The sequence below is a fragment of the Nonomuraea sp. NPDC049158 genome (assembly GCF_040648335.1).
In the GTDB taxonomy this organism is placed as follows: domain Bacteria; phylum Actinomycetota; class Actinomycetes; order Streptosporangiales; family Streptosporangiaceae; genus Nonomuraea.
On record NZ_JBEZDM010000008.1, the window covers coordinates 94,408 to 112,068 of the forward strand.

The following is a 17,661-nucleotide window of genomic DNA, read 5'->3' on the forward strand; positions in this document are numbered from 1 at the left end:
GCTACTTCCCCCAAGCGCTTGGAAACACGTCTCGATACGCGGGCGCGCCGTCACGGCCGGTGGCGGCGAGCATGGCGTGCGCTACGGCCCGGCTGAAGACATCAGCCCCGGCGGCCAGCACGTCATGCAGCCCCGCGGCACCGGGCGCGTTCCGCCCGGCACCCACAGGCACCGGCCCGGCAGCGCCTTCAGGACCCCGGCTGCTTCCAGCGGCGCCTTCGAAACCCCGGCTGCTCCCGGCCGCGCCCTCGGAACCCCGGCTGCTCCCGGCCGCGCCCTCAATGCCCCGGGAGCTCCCGGGAGCGCCTTCGAAGCCCACGGTGCCGGGTTCGGGGTTGCCCGGCGTCGTGGTCCCGAGGAAGGGGAAGGGGAGGGCGCAGGTGGAGAGGCCGAAGATGGTGTCGCCGTCGACCATGGTGTGGGCGGGTCTGATCGCCCGGGCCAGCCCGTCGTGCGCCACACCGGCCAGTTTGCCGCACTGTGCCTTGGTGAGCGTCAGATCGGTGGCCACCACGCCGATCGTCGTGTTGAACGACGTCACCGTGGCGCCCGGCCAGGCCGCCACCTCGTCCTCGACCGGCTCGCGGAGGTGGTCGAACTCGCCGGGCAGCCCGTAACGGGTGCCGGACAGCCGTCCGCCGGTGGGGTCCAGGACGGACCCGACGGCGTTGACGACCGCCATCGCGGCCACGGTGACCCCGGAGGGCAGGACGACGCTGGCCGTGCCGATGCCGCCGGCCAGCCCGCCCGCCACGGCGCCGGTGCCCGCTCCGACCGACCCGCACGTCCATGGGTCCGGGCCGTGGGAGTGGGCGGCGGCGTCGTACGCCTCGGCGCCCAGTGAGCCGTCCGGGACGGCTCGGAACGCGCCGCCACGGCCCAGGTCGTAGATGACGGCGGCGGGCACGATCGGCACCACACCGCCCTCCACCGGGAAGCCGATCCCCGCGTCCGCCAGCCGGTCCATGACCCCGCAGGCCGCGCTGAGCCCGTACGCGCTGCCGCCCGTCAGGACGATGGCGTGCACCCGCTCGACCAGGTTGCGCGGGTCGAGGAGTTCGGTCTCCCGGGTGCCCGGCGCGGCTCCCCGCACGTCCACCCCGGCCACCATGCCGCCGGGCGGCGCGAGCACGACGGTGGTCCCCGTGCGATAACCGCCGCCCACCCGCTGCGCGTGCCCGACCCGCAGCCCGGCGACGTCCACCAGCGAGTTCGTCGCCCCGGCCGTCATGACAACGCTCGGCTGAGCCCCGGCAGCCACACGAACCGGGCCCGACTCGGCCGTCATGACAAGGACCGGGTCAGGAAGCGCCGGGCCGCCTCGGCGAACACGCGAGTGCACCGCACGATCTCCGCCACCTCGACATACTCGTCCGCCTGGTGCGCGATCCACTTGCCGCCCGGCCCGTACACCACCGACGGGATCCCGCCCCAGTGCGTCAGCACAGTGCCGTCCGTGGACCCGGGCACGCCGCCGTACACGGGCGCGGCGCCCGTCACGTGCTGGTGCGCAAGGGCCAAAGCGACCACCACGGGGTCGGAGACGGGTACGTCCACCGGCGGCCGGTCCACCAGGATGGACACCTCCGCCGCGATCCCCTCGAAGGCCGCCAGCGCGGCCACCCGCTCGGCCACCGGCTTGTGCTCCACACCGGGGATCGTCCGCACGTCGATGAAGACCGACGCGGTCGCCGGGATGACGTTCACCTGCTCCTCGGTCCCGGCCCGCACCACGGTCGGCGTCACGTACACCTCCCCGAGGTGCTCGTGCGCGGGGTACCGCCCCTGCAGCTCGGTCTCCAGCGCCCGCAGCGCCACCAGCAGCGCCCCGACCGCCTGTACGGGGTTGCGGCCGTGCTGCGGCATCGCGCCGTGCGCCATCTTGCCGGTGAAGTCGACCCGCAGCCGCAGCGCGCCCTTGGCCACCGCGCAGATCTCCCCGGCCTCGGGCTCGGCCACGATGGCGCCGTCCACGTCGGCGGCCAGGCCGGAGGCGACGAAGTGGTGGGCGCCGAGCATCAGGCCCTCCTCGTCGGCCAGCGCGCACACCTTGATCCGGCCGGGGAACGGCCCGGCCAGCTGCAGGGCACGCGTGGCGTAGAGGGTGGCGGCCAGGCCCGACTTCATGTCCGCGCTGCCGCGCCCCCACAGCCGCCCGTCGCGGATCTCCCCGCCGAACGGGTCCACGGTCCACGTCGACAGGTCGCCCTCGGTGACCACGTCGGTGTGTCCCTCGAACATCAGCGTCGGCCCGTCACCACCGCCGCCCTCGATCACGGCTACGACGTTGGGCCGGCCGGGCGCGGCCTCGTCCACGACCGGCTCCCACCCCCACTCGCGCATCTTGGCGGCGACCAGCTCGGCGGCGGGCCGCTCGTCGCGGCCGAGCGCCGGGTCGTTGGTGCTCGGGATGCGGACCAACGCCTGGGTGAACTCCACGACCCCGACCTCATCCACCTCGATCACAGCAATCCCTCCAATGTCGGTACGGCCCGCAGCAGCGTCCGCGTGTAAGCGTGCTGCGGCGCGGCCCAGACCTCGTCGACGGGCCCGGTCTCCACGATCGAGCCGTCGTTCATGACCGCGACGCTCTCGCAGACGTGCCGGACCACGGACAGGTCGTGCGAGACGAAGACCAGGGTGAGGCCGAGCTCGTCGACCAGGTCGGCCAGCAGGTTGAGGATCTGGCCGCGTACCGACACGTCGAGGGCGCTGACCGGCTCGTCGGCGACCAGCACCTGGGGCCGGGGCGCGAGCGCGCGGGCGATGGCGATGCGCTGCCGCTGCCCGCCGGAGAACTGGTGGGGGTAGCGGTCGGCGGCCGAGGCGGGCAGCCCGACCGCGTCGAGCAGTTCGCCCACCCGGCCGCCGACCGGCTCGCCGAGCGCGACCAGGGGCTCGGCGACGAGGTCGCGCACCCGCATCCGGGGGTCGAGCGAGCTCATCGGGTCCTGGAAGACGATCTGGAGGCTGTGCCGCAGGAACTTCAGCGCCCGCTCCGGCCGCCCGGTGATCTCCTGCCCGTCGAAGTGGATCGACCCGCTGGTGGGCTGGTCGAGCGCGCACAGCAGGCGCAGCAGCGTCGACTTTCCGGAGCCCGACTCGCCGACGATGCCGAACCGCTCGCCCCGCCGTACGGTGAGCGACACCTGGCGCAGCGCGTGCACGGCCTCGCCCTGCCTGGTGAGCGAGCTGCGGGGACGGCGGTAGACGCGCGTGAGGTCGCGGGCCTCAATCAGCGGGGTGCCAGCATGCGTGGGCATGGCCCTCTCCTGTCTGGCCCTCTCCTGTCTGGGCCGGTTCTGTCTGGGCCGGTCCCGTCTGGGCCGGTCCCGTCTGGGCCGGTCCCGTCTGGGCCGGGTCGGCCAAGGCCGGTTCGGTCTCGCACCGCTGGGTGGCGTGCGGGCAGCGGTTGCTGAACACGCAGCCCTCCGGGAAGCTCCCGGCGGCGGGGACGCTGCCCTTGATGGTGGGCAGCCGGGTGCCGCGCGGCGTCAGCTTGGAGGCGGCCAGCAGGCCCTCGGTGTAGCGGTGGCGGGGCCGGGTGAAGACCTCGCGGATCGGGCCGCTCTCGACGACCCGCCCGCCGTACATGACCAGGACCCGCTCGCACACCGAGGCGACCACCGCGAGGTCGTGGGTGATGAACAGCAGCGCGGGGGCGACCTCGGCGATGAGCTCCAGCATCTGCTTCTGTACGGTGACGTCGAGCGCGGTGGTGGGCTCGTCGCAGATGAGCAGGCCGGGCTCGTTGGCCAGGGCGATGGCGAGCATGACGCGCTGCCGCTGGCCGCCGGAGAGCTGGTGGGGATAGGAGCGGGCGAGCTGGTCGGGGCGCGGGAGGCGTACCCGGTCGAGGAGTTCGACCGCGCGGGTCCTGGCCTCGGCGCGTGGGCGGCCGTGCAGGGTCATGACCTCGGCGACCTGTGCGCCGACGCGCATGAGCGGGTTGAGCGCGGTCATCGGCTCCTGGAAGACCATCGAGACCTCGCGCCCGCGCAGGTCCTTGATCCGCCTTTCCGGCACGCCGACCAGGTCGCGCCCGCCCAGCCGGGCCGTGCCGGAGGCGCGCACGCCTTCGGGCAGCAGGCCCATCAGCGACAGCGCGGTCAGCGACTTGCCCGAGCCGGACTCGCCGATCAGGCCGACCCGCTCGCCGGGCGCGATGTCGAAGGACACCTCGCGGACCAGCTCCACCGCGTCGGCGCGGACCGTGAGCCCGTCAACGCTCAGCACGGATCCTCCTGAGCTTGGGGTCCAGATAGTCGCGCAGGCCGTCGCCGAGGAGGTTGAACCCGAGTACGGCCAGCGCGATCGCCAGGCCCGGCCACAGGGCCAGGCGCGGGGTGGAGAAGAGCAGTTCCTGCGACTCCTGCAGCATGCGGCCCCACGACGGGATCGGCGGCCGGGTGCCGAAGCCGAGGAACGACAGCGCCGCCTCGGCCAGGATCGCGATGGCGAACGACACCGACGCCTGCACGATGAGCATCGAGCCGATGTTGGGCAGCACGTGCCGTACGGCTATCGCGACGCGTCGGCGCCCGGCCGCCCTGGCGGCCAGGATGTAGTCGGTCACCATGACCTGCATCGTGGCAGCCCTGGCCACGCGGGCGAAGGCGGGCACGGTCGCCACGCCGATGGCGATCATCGCGGTGAGCGTCCCGGCCCCGTAGACGGCGCCGAGCATGACGGCGAGCAGCAGGGCGGGGAAGGCGAACACGAGGTCGTTGACCCGCATGATCAGCTCCGACAGCCAGCCGCGCGGCGTCATCCCCGCGATCATGCCGAGGGGCGTGCCGATCAGCGCCGCGATGCCGACGGCGACGATGCCCACGTAGAGCGTGGTGCGGGCGCCGACCATGAGCTGGCTGAAGGTGTCGCGGCCGAACTTGTCGGCGCCGAGGAGGTAGCCGCCGCCGGGTTCGCGCAGCTTGCCGGCGGCGTCGACGAGCGTGGGGTCGTGCGGCGTCCACACGAACGACACCAGCGCCGCCAGGACGACGATCCCGACCAGCACGGCCCCGGCGATCAGCCCGGCGTTCACGCGGCCCCTCACCGCAGCCCCCTCATCGCAGGCCCTTTCATCGCAGCCTCGGATCGAGTACGGCGTAAGTCACGTCGACCACGAAGTTGATCAGCAGCACGGCCACCACCAGCACCATCACCACACCCTGGACGAGCAGCAGGTCACGCCCGGCGACGCCGTTCAGCAGCAGGTCGCCCAGCCCCGGGATGACGAACACCCGCTCGACCACGACCGCCCCGATGAGCAGCGTGGCCAGTTGCAGGCCGAGCACGGTGACCACGGGGACGGAGGCGTTGCGCAGGCCGTGCCGCCACAGGGCGCCCATCCGGCCCCGGCCCTTGGCGCGGGCGGTGCGCAGGTAGTCCTCGCGCATCACGTCGAGCACGGCGCTGCGGACGTACCTGGTCAAGACGGCGCCTTGCACCAGGCCGAGCGAGAGCCAGGGCAGCAGCAGGCCGAGCAGCCACGCCTGGGGGTCCTCCGCGATGGGCACGTAGCCGCCCGACGGCAGCGCCTGCGCCTTCACCGCGAAGACGAACACCAGCAGGATGCCCGCCAGGAACGCCGGGATCGCGATGCCGACCTGACTGGCCGCGCTGATGGCCACGCCGAGGGGGTTGCGGTGGTGGACGGCGGCGAACGTGCCCGCGGGCACCGCGATGAGCAGCGCGATGACCATGCCGCCGAGCACCAGCACCGCCGTCACGCCGAGGCGGTCACCGATCTGCGGGCCGATGGGCGAGCTGGTCACGTAGGAGGTGCCGAAGTCGCCGTGGACCAGCCCGCCGAACCAGTCGGCGAACTGGGCCGGCGGCGGCCGGTCGGTGCCGAACCGCTCGCGCAGCGCGGCCACGGCGTCGGGCGTCGCGTTGACGCCCAGCGCGATCTCGGCCGGGTCGCCGGGCAGCAGCGCCATGAAGGCGAAGACGGCCACCCCGGCGACGGCGGTGCTCGCGATGAGCACCGCCAGCCGCTTCAGCAGGTACAGGATCACTGCTTGGCGAGGGCCGTGAAGTCGAAGGCCTCCGCGATACCGTTCTTCGGCAGCCCGGTGACGCCCTTCTTCGCCACGATCAGGTTGGGGAAGAGGAAGAGCCAGTCGGCCGCGGCGTCGTCGGACAGCAGCTTGGCGGCCTTCTTCAGATCGTCGATCTGCTCCTGCTCGGTGCCCTGGTCGGCGGCGGCGAGCAGCTTGCCGTACTCCGGATTGTCATACCTGAAGTAGTACGATTTATCCGCAAAAATCCCCATATCGCGGGGCTCTACGTGGTTGATGATGGACATGTCGTAGTCGCCCTGCTTGAACACCACGTCCAGCCACCGGGCCGGGAACTCCAGCGGCTCGATGTCGGCCGTGATGCCCACCTGGGCCAGCTGCGACTTGACCACCTGCGCGCTCGCGACCGCGTAGGGCAGGTTGGGGATGCGCATCTTGACGGTGTACGTCTTGCCGCCGAGCAGTTCCTTGGCCTTGGCCACGTTGAAGGGGTAGTCGCCGGTGCGGTCCTCGTACCAGGGGTCGGTGGGCGGCACCATCGAGCCGATCAGCTGGCCGCGCCCGGCCCAGGCGGTGTCGAGCAGCGCCTTGTGGTCGATGGCGTAGCGGACGGCCTGGCGTACCTTCTTGTCGTTGAACGGCGGGCGGCCGTTGTTCAACGACAGCACCACCTCGCCGTTCGTGGTGCCCTCGACCGTCTGGAAGCGGTTGGGGTCGGCGAACTGCTGGAGCGACTCGGGCGCCTGGACGGCGGAGATGACGTCGATGCCGCTGGTCAGCAGCGCGTTGTTCATCGCCGTGGCGTCCTTGAAGTACTTCAGCGTGACGGCCGGCAGCTTCGGCTTGGCGCCCCAGTACTTGGGGTTGGCGCCAAGGAGGATGGAGTCGCCGCGCTTCCACGAGCCGAGCTGGTAGGGGCCGGTGCCGACGGGCTTGTTGGCCAGGTCGGCGACGCCGGTGCGGCTGAACATCGCGCCGAGCCTGGTCGCCATCGAGTAGAGGAAGCCGTTGCTCGGGTGCTTGAGCGTCACGATGACGGTCGACTCGTCCTCCTTCTCGACCCGGTCGACCACGTCGAGCTGCGCCTTGATCTTGAGCTGCCAGTCCTTCTTCACCCGGTCCAGCGAGAAGATCACGTCGTCGGCGGTGAAGGGGGCGCCGTTGGTGAACGTGACGCCCTTGCGCAGGGTGAAGGTGTAGGTCTTGCGGTCGGCCGAGACGTCCCATTTCTCGGCGAGCAGCGGCTGGATCTTTCCGTCCTGGTCCAGCTTGACCAGGCCCTCGTACACGTTGACCAGCAGGGCCTGCGGGATCGCGGCGCCCTCGGTGGAGGTGAAGTCCAGGTTGGCCGGCTCGGCCACGAACCCGACCGCCAGTGAGGCGGCCTGCCCGCCGCTGGATCCGCCCTTCGAGCCACCACCACCGCCGCCACAGGCGGCCGTGGCCAGCAGGAGACCGCCCACCGCGATCCAGGTGCCGATTCGCCTCATGTCTTACAGCCTCCTGGCTAGTGCACTGGTCGGACCAGTAGGCTACGCAGATTGCCAGTCCGCGACGGCTCGGGTCAAGGGGGCTTCATGGGTGGTCCACGGTTCGAGCCGGTGCGTACCGTACGCGCCTACGAGCGCATCGTGGAGCAGGTCGAGGAGGCCATCGAGAGCGGCGCGCTGTGTCCCGGCGAACGGCTGCCGAGCGAGCGCGACCTCATGGGCCAGTTCTCGGTGAGCCGCTCGACGGTACGCGAGGCGCTGCGGGTGCTGCAGGCGCGCGGCCTGGTCAGGTCGCGGCCCGGCGACCCGAACGGCGCCGAGGTGCAGCCCTTCTCCCCCGCCGCATTACACAAGTCGATGACCACGCTGGCCCGGGTGGAGGAGCTGTCGCTCGGGGAGCTGGTGCAGTTCCGCATGGTGCTCGACGCCTCGGCCAACCTGCTGGCGGCCCGGCTGCGCACCGACGAGCAGCTCGCGGAGATGGACGCGGCCATCGCGGCCATGCGCGCGGCGGTGGAGGTGGGCTACGACGCCTTCAGCGCCGCCGACATCGCCTTCCACGACGCGGTGGCGCGGGCCAGCCGCAACAAGCTCATCCAGATCTGCACGGACGTCGTCCGCTCGATCGTCCTCGGCCTGGTCTCCGGCAAGATCGCCGCCGCCGCCGACCGGGAGGCGCTGATGCGGCAGAGCATCGGGCATCACGAGGAGGTGCTGGCCGCCGTCCGGGCCGGCGACGGCCCGCTGGCCGCCCGGCTCTCCCGGCAGACGATGTACGACTATTACGTGGGGTACGTCCCGGAGGGCGAGCGGCCCGCTCTGCGTGCGCTCCTGGAGTAGCCAGGTGTTATGTTGCGGTCGTGGCGCGCGAGGATCCCGACGGACTGACGGAGGCGTTCCTTCGCGAGCCCCGGCGCTACACCAGCCACCAGGTCGCCGACATGGCCGGCGTGCCCGTCTACCGCGCCCGCAGGTTCTGGCGCGCCCTGGGTTTCGCGAACGTCGCCGACGACGCCGTCGAGTTCACCGACTCCGACGTGGCGGCCCTGCGGACGCTGCTCGGCATGGTGAGCGACGGGGTCTACGACGAGGAGCACGTGCTCCTGATGGCCAGGTCGCTGGGCCGGGCGACGGCGCGGCTCGCCGAGTCGCAGGCCGAGCTGGGCGCCGACGCGCTCGACCAGGCGGGCGTGCCGCTGAGCGAGCGGCCGAGGGCGTGGCGCAGGCGGGCGGATCGGGTGATGCCCGACCTGGCCCGGCTGCTGGTCTACGCGTGGCGGCGCAACCTGGCCGCCTCCGCCCACCGGCTGGCCGAGCAGGAGACGAGCGCGGCCCGGCTGACGGTGGGGTTCGCCGACCTGGTCGGGTTCACCAGGCTGAGCAGGCAGATCACCGAGACGGAGCTGGCCGGGCTGGTCGACAGGTTCGAGGGCCGCTCGGCTGATGTGGTGACCTCGGGCGGCGGGCGCATCGTCAAGACGCTGGGCGACTCGGTGCTGTTCGTGTCCGGGAAGGCACACGAGGCGGCGGAGATCGGCCTGCGCCTGATCGAGACCCACGCCAAGGACAAGGGCATGCCGCAACTGCGCGTGGGCCTGGCCGTGGGGCCGGTGCTCGGCCGGATGGGCGACGTGTTCGGCACCCCCGTCAACCTGGCCAGCCGGCTGACCGCGCTGGCCTATCCGGACACGATCCTGGCGGGCCCGGAGATGGCCGAGGAGCTGGAGGGCGACCGGGCCTTCGAGTTGCGGCCGGTCAGCCGCCTGTCCGTACGAGGGCTGGGCGAGCTGGTGCCCTTCACGCTCAGCCGCCAGATGGACGGGGCAACCTAGGCCCGCACTCGATGCGTCCCTACCGTCGACAGGCGACGACAGGAGGCGGTACGTGGCGGACCGGGGGATATATCAGGACTTCGTGGTCACTCGATCGGATCGGCTGTTACGCACGGCGTACCTGCTGACCCACGACTGGGCGAGCGCGGAAGACCTGCTCCAGGAGTCGCTGGCCAAGGCGTGGTTCGCCTGGGCCCGGGTGGAGGAGCCAGAGGCGTACGTACGCAAGGTCCTGGTGACCACCTACACCTCGTGGTGGCGCAGGAGATGGCGACGTGAGCTGCCGAGCGACGACCTGCCGGACACCCCGACAGGCGACCCGGTCTCCGACGATCGCGACGCGCTGTGGCGAGCCGTCGGCCGGCTCCCGGCCAGGCAGCGGGCGGTGGTGGTGCTGCGCTTCTACGAGGACCTGCCGGTGACGGAGGTGGCCCGGCTGCTGGGCTGCGAGCCCGGCACGGTCAAGAGCCAGTGCGCCAAGGCGCTGGCCAAGCTACGCGTGGACGAAGCCATTGTGAAGGAGCTGCACCGATGACCGTTCACGACCTGCGGGACGTCCTGCGCGAGCACGGCGACGGCCCCTCCCCCGCCAACCCGGCCCGGCACGAAGAGATAGCGGCCCGCATCCGGCGGATCCGCCTGCGCAGGCGGGCGCTGGGCGGCGGGGTGGCCGCGGTGGCGGCGGCCGTCGCGCTGGGCGTCTCCCTTCTCCCCGGGTCCCTCTCCGGGCCGACGGAGCCGCTGCCCGCGACCGCCGCCGAGGCCACTCTCGTCCCCAAGCAGCTGGCGGACTTTCTGCTGCCGCAGTTCACCGCCTCGGACGGCACGAAGTACCGGCGGATCGCCACCGCGTCGATCAAGCGGACGGGGCCGACCAAGGTGTCCGTGACGATCCCGGTCTCCGGCAAGCCGCTCGACGTCGCAGCGGTCTGCGCGGGGCCGAACAAGGGCGGGGTCAGGGTGTCAACGAGTGCCGACGGGCCCGCATCCGCAATCTTCACCAGGTGCTCGAAGCGCATGGAACTGCGGCCGCTACGGGTGCCCGGCTCCACGAGCGGCACGAAGCTCACGGTCACGTTCGACGCGATCGACTGGGACTGTACGTCGCGAAACGGCAAGTGTGTGCAGCCGAAGACCGTCCCGGGCGCCTGGTCACTGGCCGTGTACGAGTGGACGCCACCCGCGCGGCCGGTTGAGCCACCGCCGTTCAAAGACCTGCCGGACCACGTGGGGAAGGCACAGCTCGCGGAGAGGAAGACCGGCGTCTGGCCGCAGGAGGCCTCCGCCACGTTCAAGGTGCGAGGCAAGGCCGGCTTCGCCGCCGTGTGTACCGGAGACCTGGCCGGGCGCCTGCTGTTCAGCTTCGAGGTGGACGGCCGGAAGCAATCCGGCAGTCGCTCCTGCTCGTGGGAGGGCAGCGCATTCCCCCTGGCGGTGAGCGACTTCGCCAACCCCACGGACCGGACGACCACTGTCAAGGTCACCTGGATGCTGCTGGGCAGCGGTACCAACCGCCCGGTCCGCTGGTCGTTCGGCGTCTACCGGAAGTAGCCGCGCCCCGGCGCTGTTGCCGACATATGTGATGAAGCTTTCGATCCTCGATCGCTCCCTCGTCCGCGAGGGGCACGACCCGGTGACGGCGCTGCGCGACACCGTCAGGTTCGCCCGGCAGGCGGAGGAGCTCGGCTACCACCGGTTCTGGGTATCGGAGCACCACAGTGTGCCGGGGGTGGCCGGCTCGGCGCCGACCGTGCTGGCCGCCGCCGTCGCCGCGGCCACCGACCGGATCCGGGTGGGCACGGGTGGCGTGATGCTGCCCAACCACCGGCCGCTGGTGGTGGCCGAGCAGTTCGGCGTGCTGGAGGCGCTGAACCCGGGCCGCGTCGACATGGGGCTCGGCCGCTCGGTGGGCTTCACCGGCGGCATTCGCCGGGCGCTCGGCCATGGCAAGGAGGACGCCGACGAGTTCGGCGGGCAGCTGGACGAGCTGCTCGGCTATTTCACCGGGGACCAGCGGGGGCATCCCGGTGTGCACGCGCTGCCCGCCGAAGGGCTGCGGCCGCAGGTGTTCGTGCTGGCCATGGGCTCCGGGGCGGACATCGCCGCCGAGCACGGACTGCCGATGGTGATCGGCGGCGGCGGGGCCCGGCTGCGGGAGGCGATCTCGCGCTACCGCGCCGGGTTCCGCCCCTCGGCCTGGGCGGCGGGGCCGTACGTCATCGTGGCGGCGAACGTCGCGGTCGGTGAGACGGCCCGCGAGGCGGAGCTGCTGCAGGTGCCGGAGGCGTGGGCGACCGCGCGCTCGCGTACGAGCGGCGCCTTCCCGCCGCTGTCCCCCGCCGAGCGGGTGCTGGCGACGGCGATGACCGAGCGGGAGCGGGCGCTGTTCGAGGAGTCCCGCAAGGGGCAGATCCACGGCACCGCGCACGAGGTCGAGATCGAACTCGGCGCGTTGGTGGAGCTCACCGGCGCGGACGAGGTCCTGGTCACCATGAACAGCTTTGACCTGGAGCGGAGGCTCGATTCCTACCGGCGGCTGGCTCGGATAGCCGAGCGAGTACGAATTCGATAAAGCTTTTTGGCAATTGACTTACTTGCGCGCCCATCGCTTGGTCAGATAGTCACATTTTGTCACCCTCGCTGACCACTCCAAGGGGGCTTCATGGGGCGCACCCGATTCATCGGAATCGCGGCGTTAATCATGGCATTACCATTTTTGTCCGCTGTGCCGGCGCAGGCCGACCCGAAGGCCCCGCCGGCCGGCGACATCCGAGAGCTCTCCCGCAAGGACTTCAAGCTCGACGGCAAGCCCGTGGACGTGCCCGCCAAGTACGAGGCCAAGACGCGGGCCAAGACGAAGGCCGCCGCCGACACGCCGCCGGTCGGCACGGTCCGGCAGTGGCTCGGGCTGGACGACTTCAACGGCACGCTCTACCGCAAGGACTACACGCTGCGCGGGGTCGGCAACAACATCGAGGTCTGGGTCGCCAACGACCTGTCCTTCCCCGCCGGTGACTGCCGGGCGCAGATCGCCAACTCCACGCAGGTCACCGACGCGCAGGTGGCGGACCTGGTCACCCAGTTCGACACCAACATGTACCCGAAGGAGACCGCCACCTTCAGCACGCCGCCGGACCGCGACGGCACCAACGCCGTCCTCGGCCCCGACGCCAACGGCAACGGCGGCGTCTACACCGGCGGCGGCAACAAGACCGTCACCCTGGTCGACAACGTCAGGGACGACAACTACTACAGCTTCCCCGCCGCTCCGACGTACATCGCGGGCTTCTTCTCCAGCCAGTTCAACGAGCTGCTGGACCGCAACGTCATGACGATCGACGCCTTCGACTGGGCGCACCGCACCGGCGCGAACCCGCCCGACGAGCCGACCGCCGACCTGTGCACCTCACGCCCGGCCCGGCCGCGCCAGTACGAGGGCACGTTCGCGCACGAGTGGCAGCACCTGGCGCACTACTACACCGACCCGCTCGAGACCACCTGGATGAACGAGGGCCTGTCGGACTTCGCGATGTCGCTGGTCGGGTACTCCAACCCCAAGGCCACCGTGTCCGAACGCGGCACCGACACCCACATCTACTGCTTCCAGGGCTTCGGCATCGTCCAGACGCCGTACAACACCAACCCGCGCGACTGCGGCGGCCCGGAGAACTCGCTCAACATCTGGGGTGAGGGCGCCAACGCCAACGGCGTGCTGGCCGACTACGGCAACGCGTACTCATTGATGGTGTTCCTGTACGACAGGTACGGCACGGCCTTCATGTCGGCGCTGCACCGTGACGGCACGCTGCAGGGCCTGGCCAGCCTGAAGGCCAACCTGGCGGCGGCGGGCGCCAAGAACATGTACCAGGTGATCCACGACTTCCAGACCTCCACCCTGGTGGACCGGATCGTCGGCGGCACCAAGGGCGTCATGCTCGGCGTGCCGAAGAAGCGCGTGACGACCGCCAGCCTGAACTCCACCGTCAACCTGGCGAACCCGGCCACCTACAAGACCGCCGGTGCCGCCCCCAACGGCGCCGACTACGTGCCGCTGCAGAAGGCGGACGGCAAGTTCCTGCGCGGGGCAGACCTGCGCTCGCTGTCGTTCGAGGGCGCCAAGACCCTGCCCGCCCAGCCGCTGACCTGGACCGTCGTCTCCGACGACCCGGACCGCGCGGGCAACCCGGTGCTGTTCTCCGGCAACGCCAGCAACACCAACGCCGCCGCCGTCACCAAGGTGACCGTCCCGGCCGCCGACCCGACGCTGCGCTTCCTCGCCAAGTACGGGGCGGAGCAGGGATTCGACTACGGTTACGTGATCGTCTCCACCGACGGCGGCAAGACCTACACCTCGATCCCCGGTGACAAGACGGTCACGGGCCCGCTCGGCCCCGGCGTCAACGGCACCACGACCGGTTTCCAGCCGCACACCTACAGCCTGTCGGCCTACTCCGGCAAGGAGATCCTCCTCGGCTTCCGTTACGTCAGCGACGGCGGGGTCAACGAGGGCGGCTGGAAGATCGACGACGTCACGGTCGGCGCCACGGCGGTCAGCGACGGCTCGTCGCTCGACCCGTTCGACTCGCCGACCGAGGTCTTCCCGACTCCGGTCGAGAACTGGAACGTCCGGCTGATCGGCCTCGACGAGAAGCACTCGGTGGCGCTGCAGCTGGAGTCCAACGGCAAGAACAGCGTCAGCCTCAACCGGCTGCAGCTGGCCACGATGCTGCCGTTCCCGACGGTGGTCGCGGTCGTGGCCTACGACGACTCGACGGAGCAGGTCGGCCAGTACGCGCCGTACACGCTCAAGGTCAACGGCGTCGTCCAGCCCGGCGGAAAGTGACGGTATGACCTGAGGGCGCCCGCCGCGTCTCGCGGCGGGCGCTTTCGCGTCCCCGCCGAGGGTTAGGATCACCGAACATGGTTCGGTGGAGAGGATTCGCCCATGACGACTCGCCAGCATGCCCTCGGCGACCTGCTGCGGCGCTCGGCCGCGCGGTCCCCCGCCAAGACCGCGATCGTGTACGGCCAGACGCGGTGGACCTACGCCGAGCTGGACCGGGTGGTGAACCGCACGGCCAACGCGCTGGCCGCCCGGGGCGTGGGCAAGGGCGACAGGTTCGCCCTGTTCAGCCATAACAACGACGTTTTCGTGGTGATGTACTTCGCGCTGGCCCGGCTGGGCGCGATCTCCGTGCCGATCAACTTCATGCTGGGGGCCGAGGAGGTCTCCTACATCCTGCGGCACGCGGGGGCGACGGGCCTGCTGGTGGAGGAGGCGCTGCTGCCCGTGGCCGAGCGGGCCGTCTCCGACGGGGTCGCCGTGCGCGGGGTGATCGGGCACGCCGAAGGGTGGGAGCCGGTCACGGACTGGCTGGCGCACGACGACGACGCCGAGCCCCAGGTGGAGATCGCCGACGACGACCCGATCCAGCTCATGTACACCAGCGGCACCGAGTCCAGGCCCAAGGGCGCCACGCTGTCCAGCCGCGGCCTGATCGCCCAGTACACCTCGTGCGTGATCGACGGCGAGATGAGCCCCGCCGACGTGGAGGTGCACGCGCTGCCGCTCTACCACTGCGCGCAGCTGCACTGCTTCCTCACGCCCGGCCTCTATCTCGGCGCCACCAACGTGGTCCTGCCCGGCGCCGATCCGGCGGCGATCCTGGCGGCGATCGAGGCGGAGGGCGCCACCAAGCTGTTCTGCCCGCCGACCGTCTGGATCGGCCTGCTGCGTCACCCCGACTTCGACCGCCGTGACCTGTCGTCGCTGCGCAAGGGCTACTACGGCGCGTCGATCATGCCGGTCGAGGTGCTGAAGGAGATCGCCGCGCGGCTGCCCGGGGTGCGGCTGTTCAACTTCTACGGCCAGACCGAGATGGCGCCCGTGGCCACCATCCTGGGCCCGGACGAGCAGCTGACCAGGCTCGGCTCGGCGGGCCGGCCCGCGCTGAACGTCGAGACCCGGATCGTCGACGACCAGGACGAGCCGGTGCCGCCGGGTGTGGTCGGCGAGATCGTGCACCGTAGCCCGCACGCCATGCTCGGCTACTGGAACGACCCGGACAAGACCGCCGAGGCGTTCCGCGGCGGCTGGTTCCACAGCGGCGACCTGGGCGTGCTGGACGCCGACGGCTATCTGTCGGTCGTGGACCGCAAGAAGGACATGATCAAGTCCGGCGGCGAGAACGTGGCCAGCCGGGAGGTCGAGGAGGCGATCTACCAGCACCCGGCCGTCGCGGAGGCGGCGGTCTTCGGGGTGCCCGATCCCCGATGGATCGAGGCGGTGACGGCCGCCGTCGTCCTGCGCGAGGGCGCCGGTTTGACCGCCGACGAGCTGATCTCCTTCCTGCGGGTACGGCTGGCGGCCTTCAAGACGCCGAAGACGGTGGTGTTCGTGGAGTCGCTGCCCAAGAACGCCAGCGGCAAGGTGCTGAAGAGGGAGCTGCGTGACGCGTTCTGACATCCAGGGCCGGGTACGGCTGGCGGCCGAGCGAGAGGGGCCGGAGACGGGTTCGGTGGTGGTGGGCACCTGCTCACCCGGGAGAGCCTGGACGGGTTCGCCGCCGACGCCGACCTGTCGGCGGTCAGAGGGCCACCTTGAGGAGGTGGCCGCGCGCGGACTGGCCTGGCTCGCGCGGCACTGCCCGGCCTGAGCGGCACTGCCCGGCTCGACTATTTGCCGAGCAGGTCGGCGGCGATCTGCCGGATGACCACGCGCTGGATCTTGCCGGTGGCGGTCTTGGGGAGTTCCTCCAGCACCAGCACCTCGCGCGGCCGTTTGAAGGCGGCCAGCCCGTCGCGGCAGAAGGCGATGAGCTCCGCCGCGTCCACCGTCTTCCCGGCGGCGGGCACCACGCAGGCGACCGGCTTCTCCAACCCGTCCGCGTCGGTGAAGGCGACGACCGCGGCCTCGCCGACCGACTCGTGCTGCAGCAGCCGGGACTCGACCTCCATCGGCGACACCCAGATGCCACTCGCCTTGATCATGTCGTTCGAGCGGCCGAGGCACTGGTAGACGCCGTCGGCGTCGCGCACGTAGGTGTCGCCGGTGCGTAACCACTCCCCCTGGAACACCTGCCGGGTGGTGTCGGTCCGGCACCAGTAGCCGGTGGCGATGGAGTCGCCGCGCACGTACAGGTGGCCCGGCACGCCGTCGGCCACCGGGCTGCCGGAGTCGTCGAGCAGCTTGCACTCGTAGCCGGGTACGACGGTGCCCGAGGTGCCTGGCTTGACCTGGCCCGGACGGTTGGAGATGAAGATGTGCAGGGCCTCGGTCGAGCCGATGCCGTCGATGATGTCGACGCCGAACCTCTCGGTGAAGCGCCGGTAGATCTCCGCCGGCAACGCCTCTCCCGCCGAGGTGGCCAGCCGTACCGAGGAGAAGGTGTCGTCGGGCGCGTCGGAGGCGAGCAGGCCCGCGTAGAACGTCGGCCCGGCGAAGAACAGCGTCGGCCGCTCGGCCACCACCCGCGCGACCACCCCCGGCGGGGTGGGCCTGAAGGGGTCGAGCACCGTCGTCGCGCCCACCGACAGCGGGAAGAACAGCGAGTTGCCGATGCCGTAGGCGAAGAACAGCCGGGCGACCGAGAAACACCGGTCCTCCGGCGTGATGCCGAGGACCTGGCGGCCGTAGGTCTCGCAGACGTCCCTGATGGCGCCGTGCCGGTGCATGGCCGCCTTCGGCGCGCCGGTCGTGCCCGAGGTGTAGAGCCACAGCGCGGGCGAGTCCGTCCAGGTCTGGTACGGCTCGCCCACCGTACGGCCGGCGTCCACCACGTCCGCCAGCGAGCACACCGGGACGCCGGTGCCCGCCTCGGACGCCGGGGCGACGTCGGCCGCCCGCTGGCCCACGTTGCCGGTCAGGACGAGCAGGGCGACCTCGGGCGCGTTGGCCAGCGCCACCCTGACCGCCGGCTCGTACTCGGGCGTCGCCACCACCACGCGGGCCCGCGAGTCGCGGATCAGGGCGCCGAGCTCCACGCCGTTGTACATGGTGGACAGCGGCACGGCGACGCCGCCCATGCGCATGACGGCCAGGATGGTGACGAGCGTCTCGGGGCGGTCGGACATGACGAGCGCGACCCGCTCCTCGGGCCGGACGCCGAGCACCCGCAGCCCGGAGGAGAGCTCACCGACGCGGGCCGCGAGCTGGGAGTATGTGAGTGTGCCGGCCGAGCCCGCGACCGCGATGCGCGCACCGCGACCCGCTTCGACCTGACGATCCACGAGATAGAGACTGGCGTTGAACGACTCCGATGACATGGTCGTCCTTACAGGGAGGGAGACACGCCGTACGAGAATCTTCTATACAGA

16 protein-coding genes are annotated in these 17,661 nt (G+C 71.2%); 8 read left to right on the forward strand and 8 right to left on the reverse strand.

What is annotated here, in order from left to right:
* Window position 1: 1 nt before the first annotated feature.
* The 7 genes from AB0B61_RS19385 to AB0B61_RS19415 are packed head-to-tail and all read right to left on the reverse strand — an operon-like array spanning window position 2 to window position 7,513.
* On the reverse strand, window positions 2-1,231 hold the full coding sequence (locus AB0B61_RS19385; protein ID WP_358433291.1) for a P1 family peptidase: 1,230 nt from the start codon (window positions 1,229-1,231) through the stop codon (window positions 2-4).
* A 53-nt stretch (window positions 1,232-1,284) separates the two neighbouring features.
* The gene (locus tag AB0B61_RS19390) at window positions 1,285-2,466 is read right to left on the reverse strand and encodes a M20 family metallopeptidase (protein WP_358433294.1); all 1,182 of its coding nucleotides are present in this window, start codon (window positions 2,464-2,466) and stop codon (window positions 1,285-1,287) included.
* Window positions 2,463-3,263: an ATP-binding cassette domain-containing protein gene (locus AB0B61_RS19395; protein WP_358433297.1), complete on the reverse strand. Its 801-nt coding sequence runs from the start codon at window positions 3,261-3,263 to the stop codon at window positions 2,463-2,465. Before AB0B61_RS19395 ends, AB0B61_RS19390 begins: the two co-directional genes overlap by 4 nt.
* Window positions 3,232-4,236 carry an ABC transporter ATP-binding protein gene (locus tag AB0B61_RS19400; protein ID WP_358433300.1) on the reverse strand — a complete coding sequence of 335 codons (1,005 nt, stop codon included), beginning with the start codon at window positions 4,234-4,236 and terminating at the stop codon, window positions 3,232-3,234. Before AB0B61_RS19400 ends, AB0B61_RS19395 begins: the two co-directional genes overlap by 32 nt.
* A complete protein-coding gene (locus tag AB0B61_RS19405) occupies window positions 4,223-5,056 on the reverse strand; it encodes an ABC transporter permease (RefSeq protein ID WP_358433302.1) in 834 nt (277 codons plus the stop codon). The genes AB0B61_RS19400 and AB0B61_RS19405 overlap by 14 nt, the downstream gene beginning before the upstream one ends.
* Before the next feature lie 25 nt (window positions 5,057-5,081).
* Window positions 5,082-6,020 (reverse strand): ABC transporter permease, encoded by a 939-nt coding sequence (locus tag AB0B61_RS19410; protein WP_358433305.1) that lies wholly within the window; start codon window positions 6,018-6,020, stop codon window positions 5,082-5,084.
* On the reverse strand, window positions 6,017-7,513 hold the full coding sequence (locus AB0B61_RS19415) for an ABC transporter substrate-binding protein (RefSeq protein WP_358433308.1): 1,497 nt from the start codon (window positions 7,511-7,513) through the stop codon (window positions 6,017-6,019). The genes AB0B61_RS19410 and AB0B61_RS19415 overlap by 4 nt, the downstream gene beginning before the upstream one ends.
* Before the next feature lie 87 nt (window positions 7,514-7,600).
* Between AB0B61_RS19415 and AB0B61_RS19420 the strand changes: the two genes are divergently transcribed.
* The 8 genes from AB0B61_RS19420 (at window position 7,601) to AB0B61_RS19455 (ending at window position 16,001) form a co-directional block, all read left to right on the forward strand.
* Window positions 7,601-8,353 (forward strand): GntR family transcriptional regulator, encoded by a 753-nt coding sequence (locus AB0B61_RS19420; protein ID WP_358433310.1) that lies wholly within the window; start codon window positions 7,601-7,603, stop codon window positions 8,351-8,353.
* 20 nt (window positions 8,354-8,373) lie between these two features.
* Entirely contained in the window at window positions 8,374-9,345 is a 972-nt protein-coding gene (locus AB0B61_RS19425; RefSeq protein WP_358433313.1) for an adenylate/guanylate cyclase domain-containing protein, read from the forward strand.
* Window positions 9,346-9,397: 52 nt separating this feature from the next.
* Window positions 9,398-9,880: a SigE family RNA polymerase sigma factor gene (locus AB0B61_RS19430; protein WP_358433316.1), complete on the forward strand. Its 483-nt coding sequence runs from the start codon at window positions 9,398-9,400 to the stop codon at window positions 9,878-9,880.
* On the forward strand, window positions 9,877-10,896 hold the full coding sequence (locus AB0B61_RS19435; protein WP_358433319.1) for a hypothetical protein: 1,020 nt from the start codon (window positions 9,877-9,879) through the stop codon (window positions 10,894-10,896). Before AB0B61_RS19430 ends, AB0B61_RS19435 begins: the two co-directional genes overlap by 4 nt.
* A 31-nt stretch (window positions 10,897-10,927) precedes the next feature.
* On the forward strand, window positions 10,928-11,917 hold the full coding sequence (locus tag AB0B61_RS19440) for an LLM class flavin-dependent oxidoreductase (protein ID WP_358433322.1): 990 nt from the start codon (window positions 10,928-10,930) through the stop codon (window positions 11,915-11,917).
* 153 nt (window positions 11,918-12,070) lie between these two features.
* A complete protein-coding gene (locus tag AB0B61_RS19445; RefSeq protein ID WP_358433893.1) occupies window positions 12,071-14,188 on the forward strand; it encodes a choice-of-anchor J domain-containing protein in 2,118 nt (705 codons plus the stop codon).
* Window positions 14,189-14,290: 102 nt separating this feature from the next.
* Window positions 14,291-15,808 carry an acyl-CoA synthetase gene (locus AB0B61_RS19450; RefSeq protein WP_358433325.1) on the forward strand — a complete coding sequence of 506 codons (1,518 nt, stop codon included), beginning with the start codon at window positions 14,291-14,293 and terminating at the stop codon, window positions 15,806-15,808.
* Window positions 15,795-16,001 carry a hypothetical protein gene (locus AB0B61_RS19455; protein ID WP_358433327.1) on the forward strand — a complete coding sequence of 69 codons (207 nt, stop codon included), beginning with the start codon at window positions 15,795-15,797 and terminating at the stop codon, window positions 15,999-16,001. Before AB0B61_RS19450 ends, AB0B61_RS19455 begins: the two co-directional genes overlap by 14 nt.
* 19 nt (window positions 16,002-16,020) lie before the next feature.
* Here the strand turns inward: AB0B61_RS19455 and AB0B61_RS19460 are convergent, their stop codons facing one another.
* Window positions 16,021-17,610: a benzoate-CoA ligase family protein gene (locus tag AB0B61_RS19460; protein WP_358433330.1), complete on the reverse strand. Its 1,590-nt coding sequence runs from the start codon at window positions 17,608-17,610 to the stop codon at window positions 16,021-16,023.
* Window positions 17,611-17,661: the final 51 nt, after the last annotated feature.

Coding starts and splice junctions, on each gene's coding strand:
- AB0B61_RS19385 (WP_358433291.1), bottom strand. CDS start 1,231: ATGACGGCCGGGGCGACGAACTCGCTGGTGGACGTCGCCGGGCTGCGG.
- AB0B61_RS19395 (WP_358433297.1), bottom strand. CDS start 3,263: ATGCCCACGCATGCTGGCACCCCGCTGATTGAGGCCCGCGACCTCACG.
- AB0B61_RS19415 (WP_358433308.1), bottom strand. CDS start 7,513: ATGAGGCGAATCGGCACCTGGATCGCGGTGGGCGGTCTCCTGCTGGCC.
- AB0B61_RS19420 (WP_358433310.1), top strand. CDS start 7,601: ATGGGTGGTCCACGGTTCGAGCCGGTGCGTACCGTACGCGCCTACGAG.
- AB0B61_RS19435 (WP_358433319.1), top strand. CDS start 9,877: ATGACCGTTCACGACCTGCGGGACGTCCTGCGCGAGCACGGCGACGGC.
- AB0B61_RS19440 (WP_358433322.1), top strand. CDS start 10,928: ATGAAGCTTTCGATCCTCGATCGCTCCCTCGTCCGCGAGGGGCACGAC.
- AB0B61_RS19450 (WP_358433325.1), top strand. CDS start 14,291: ATGACGACTCGCCAGCATGCCCTCGGCGACCTGCTGCGGCGCTCGGCC.
- AB0B61_RS19460 (WP_358433330.1), bottom strand. CDS start 17,610: ATGTCATCGGAGTCGTTCAACGCCAGTCTCTATCTCGTGGATCGTCAG.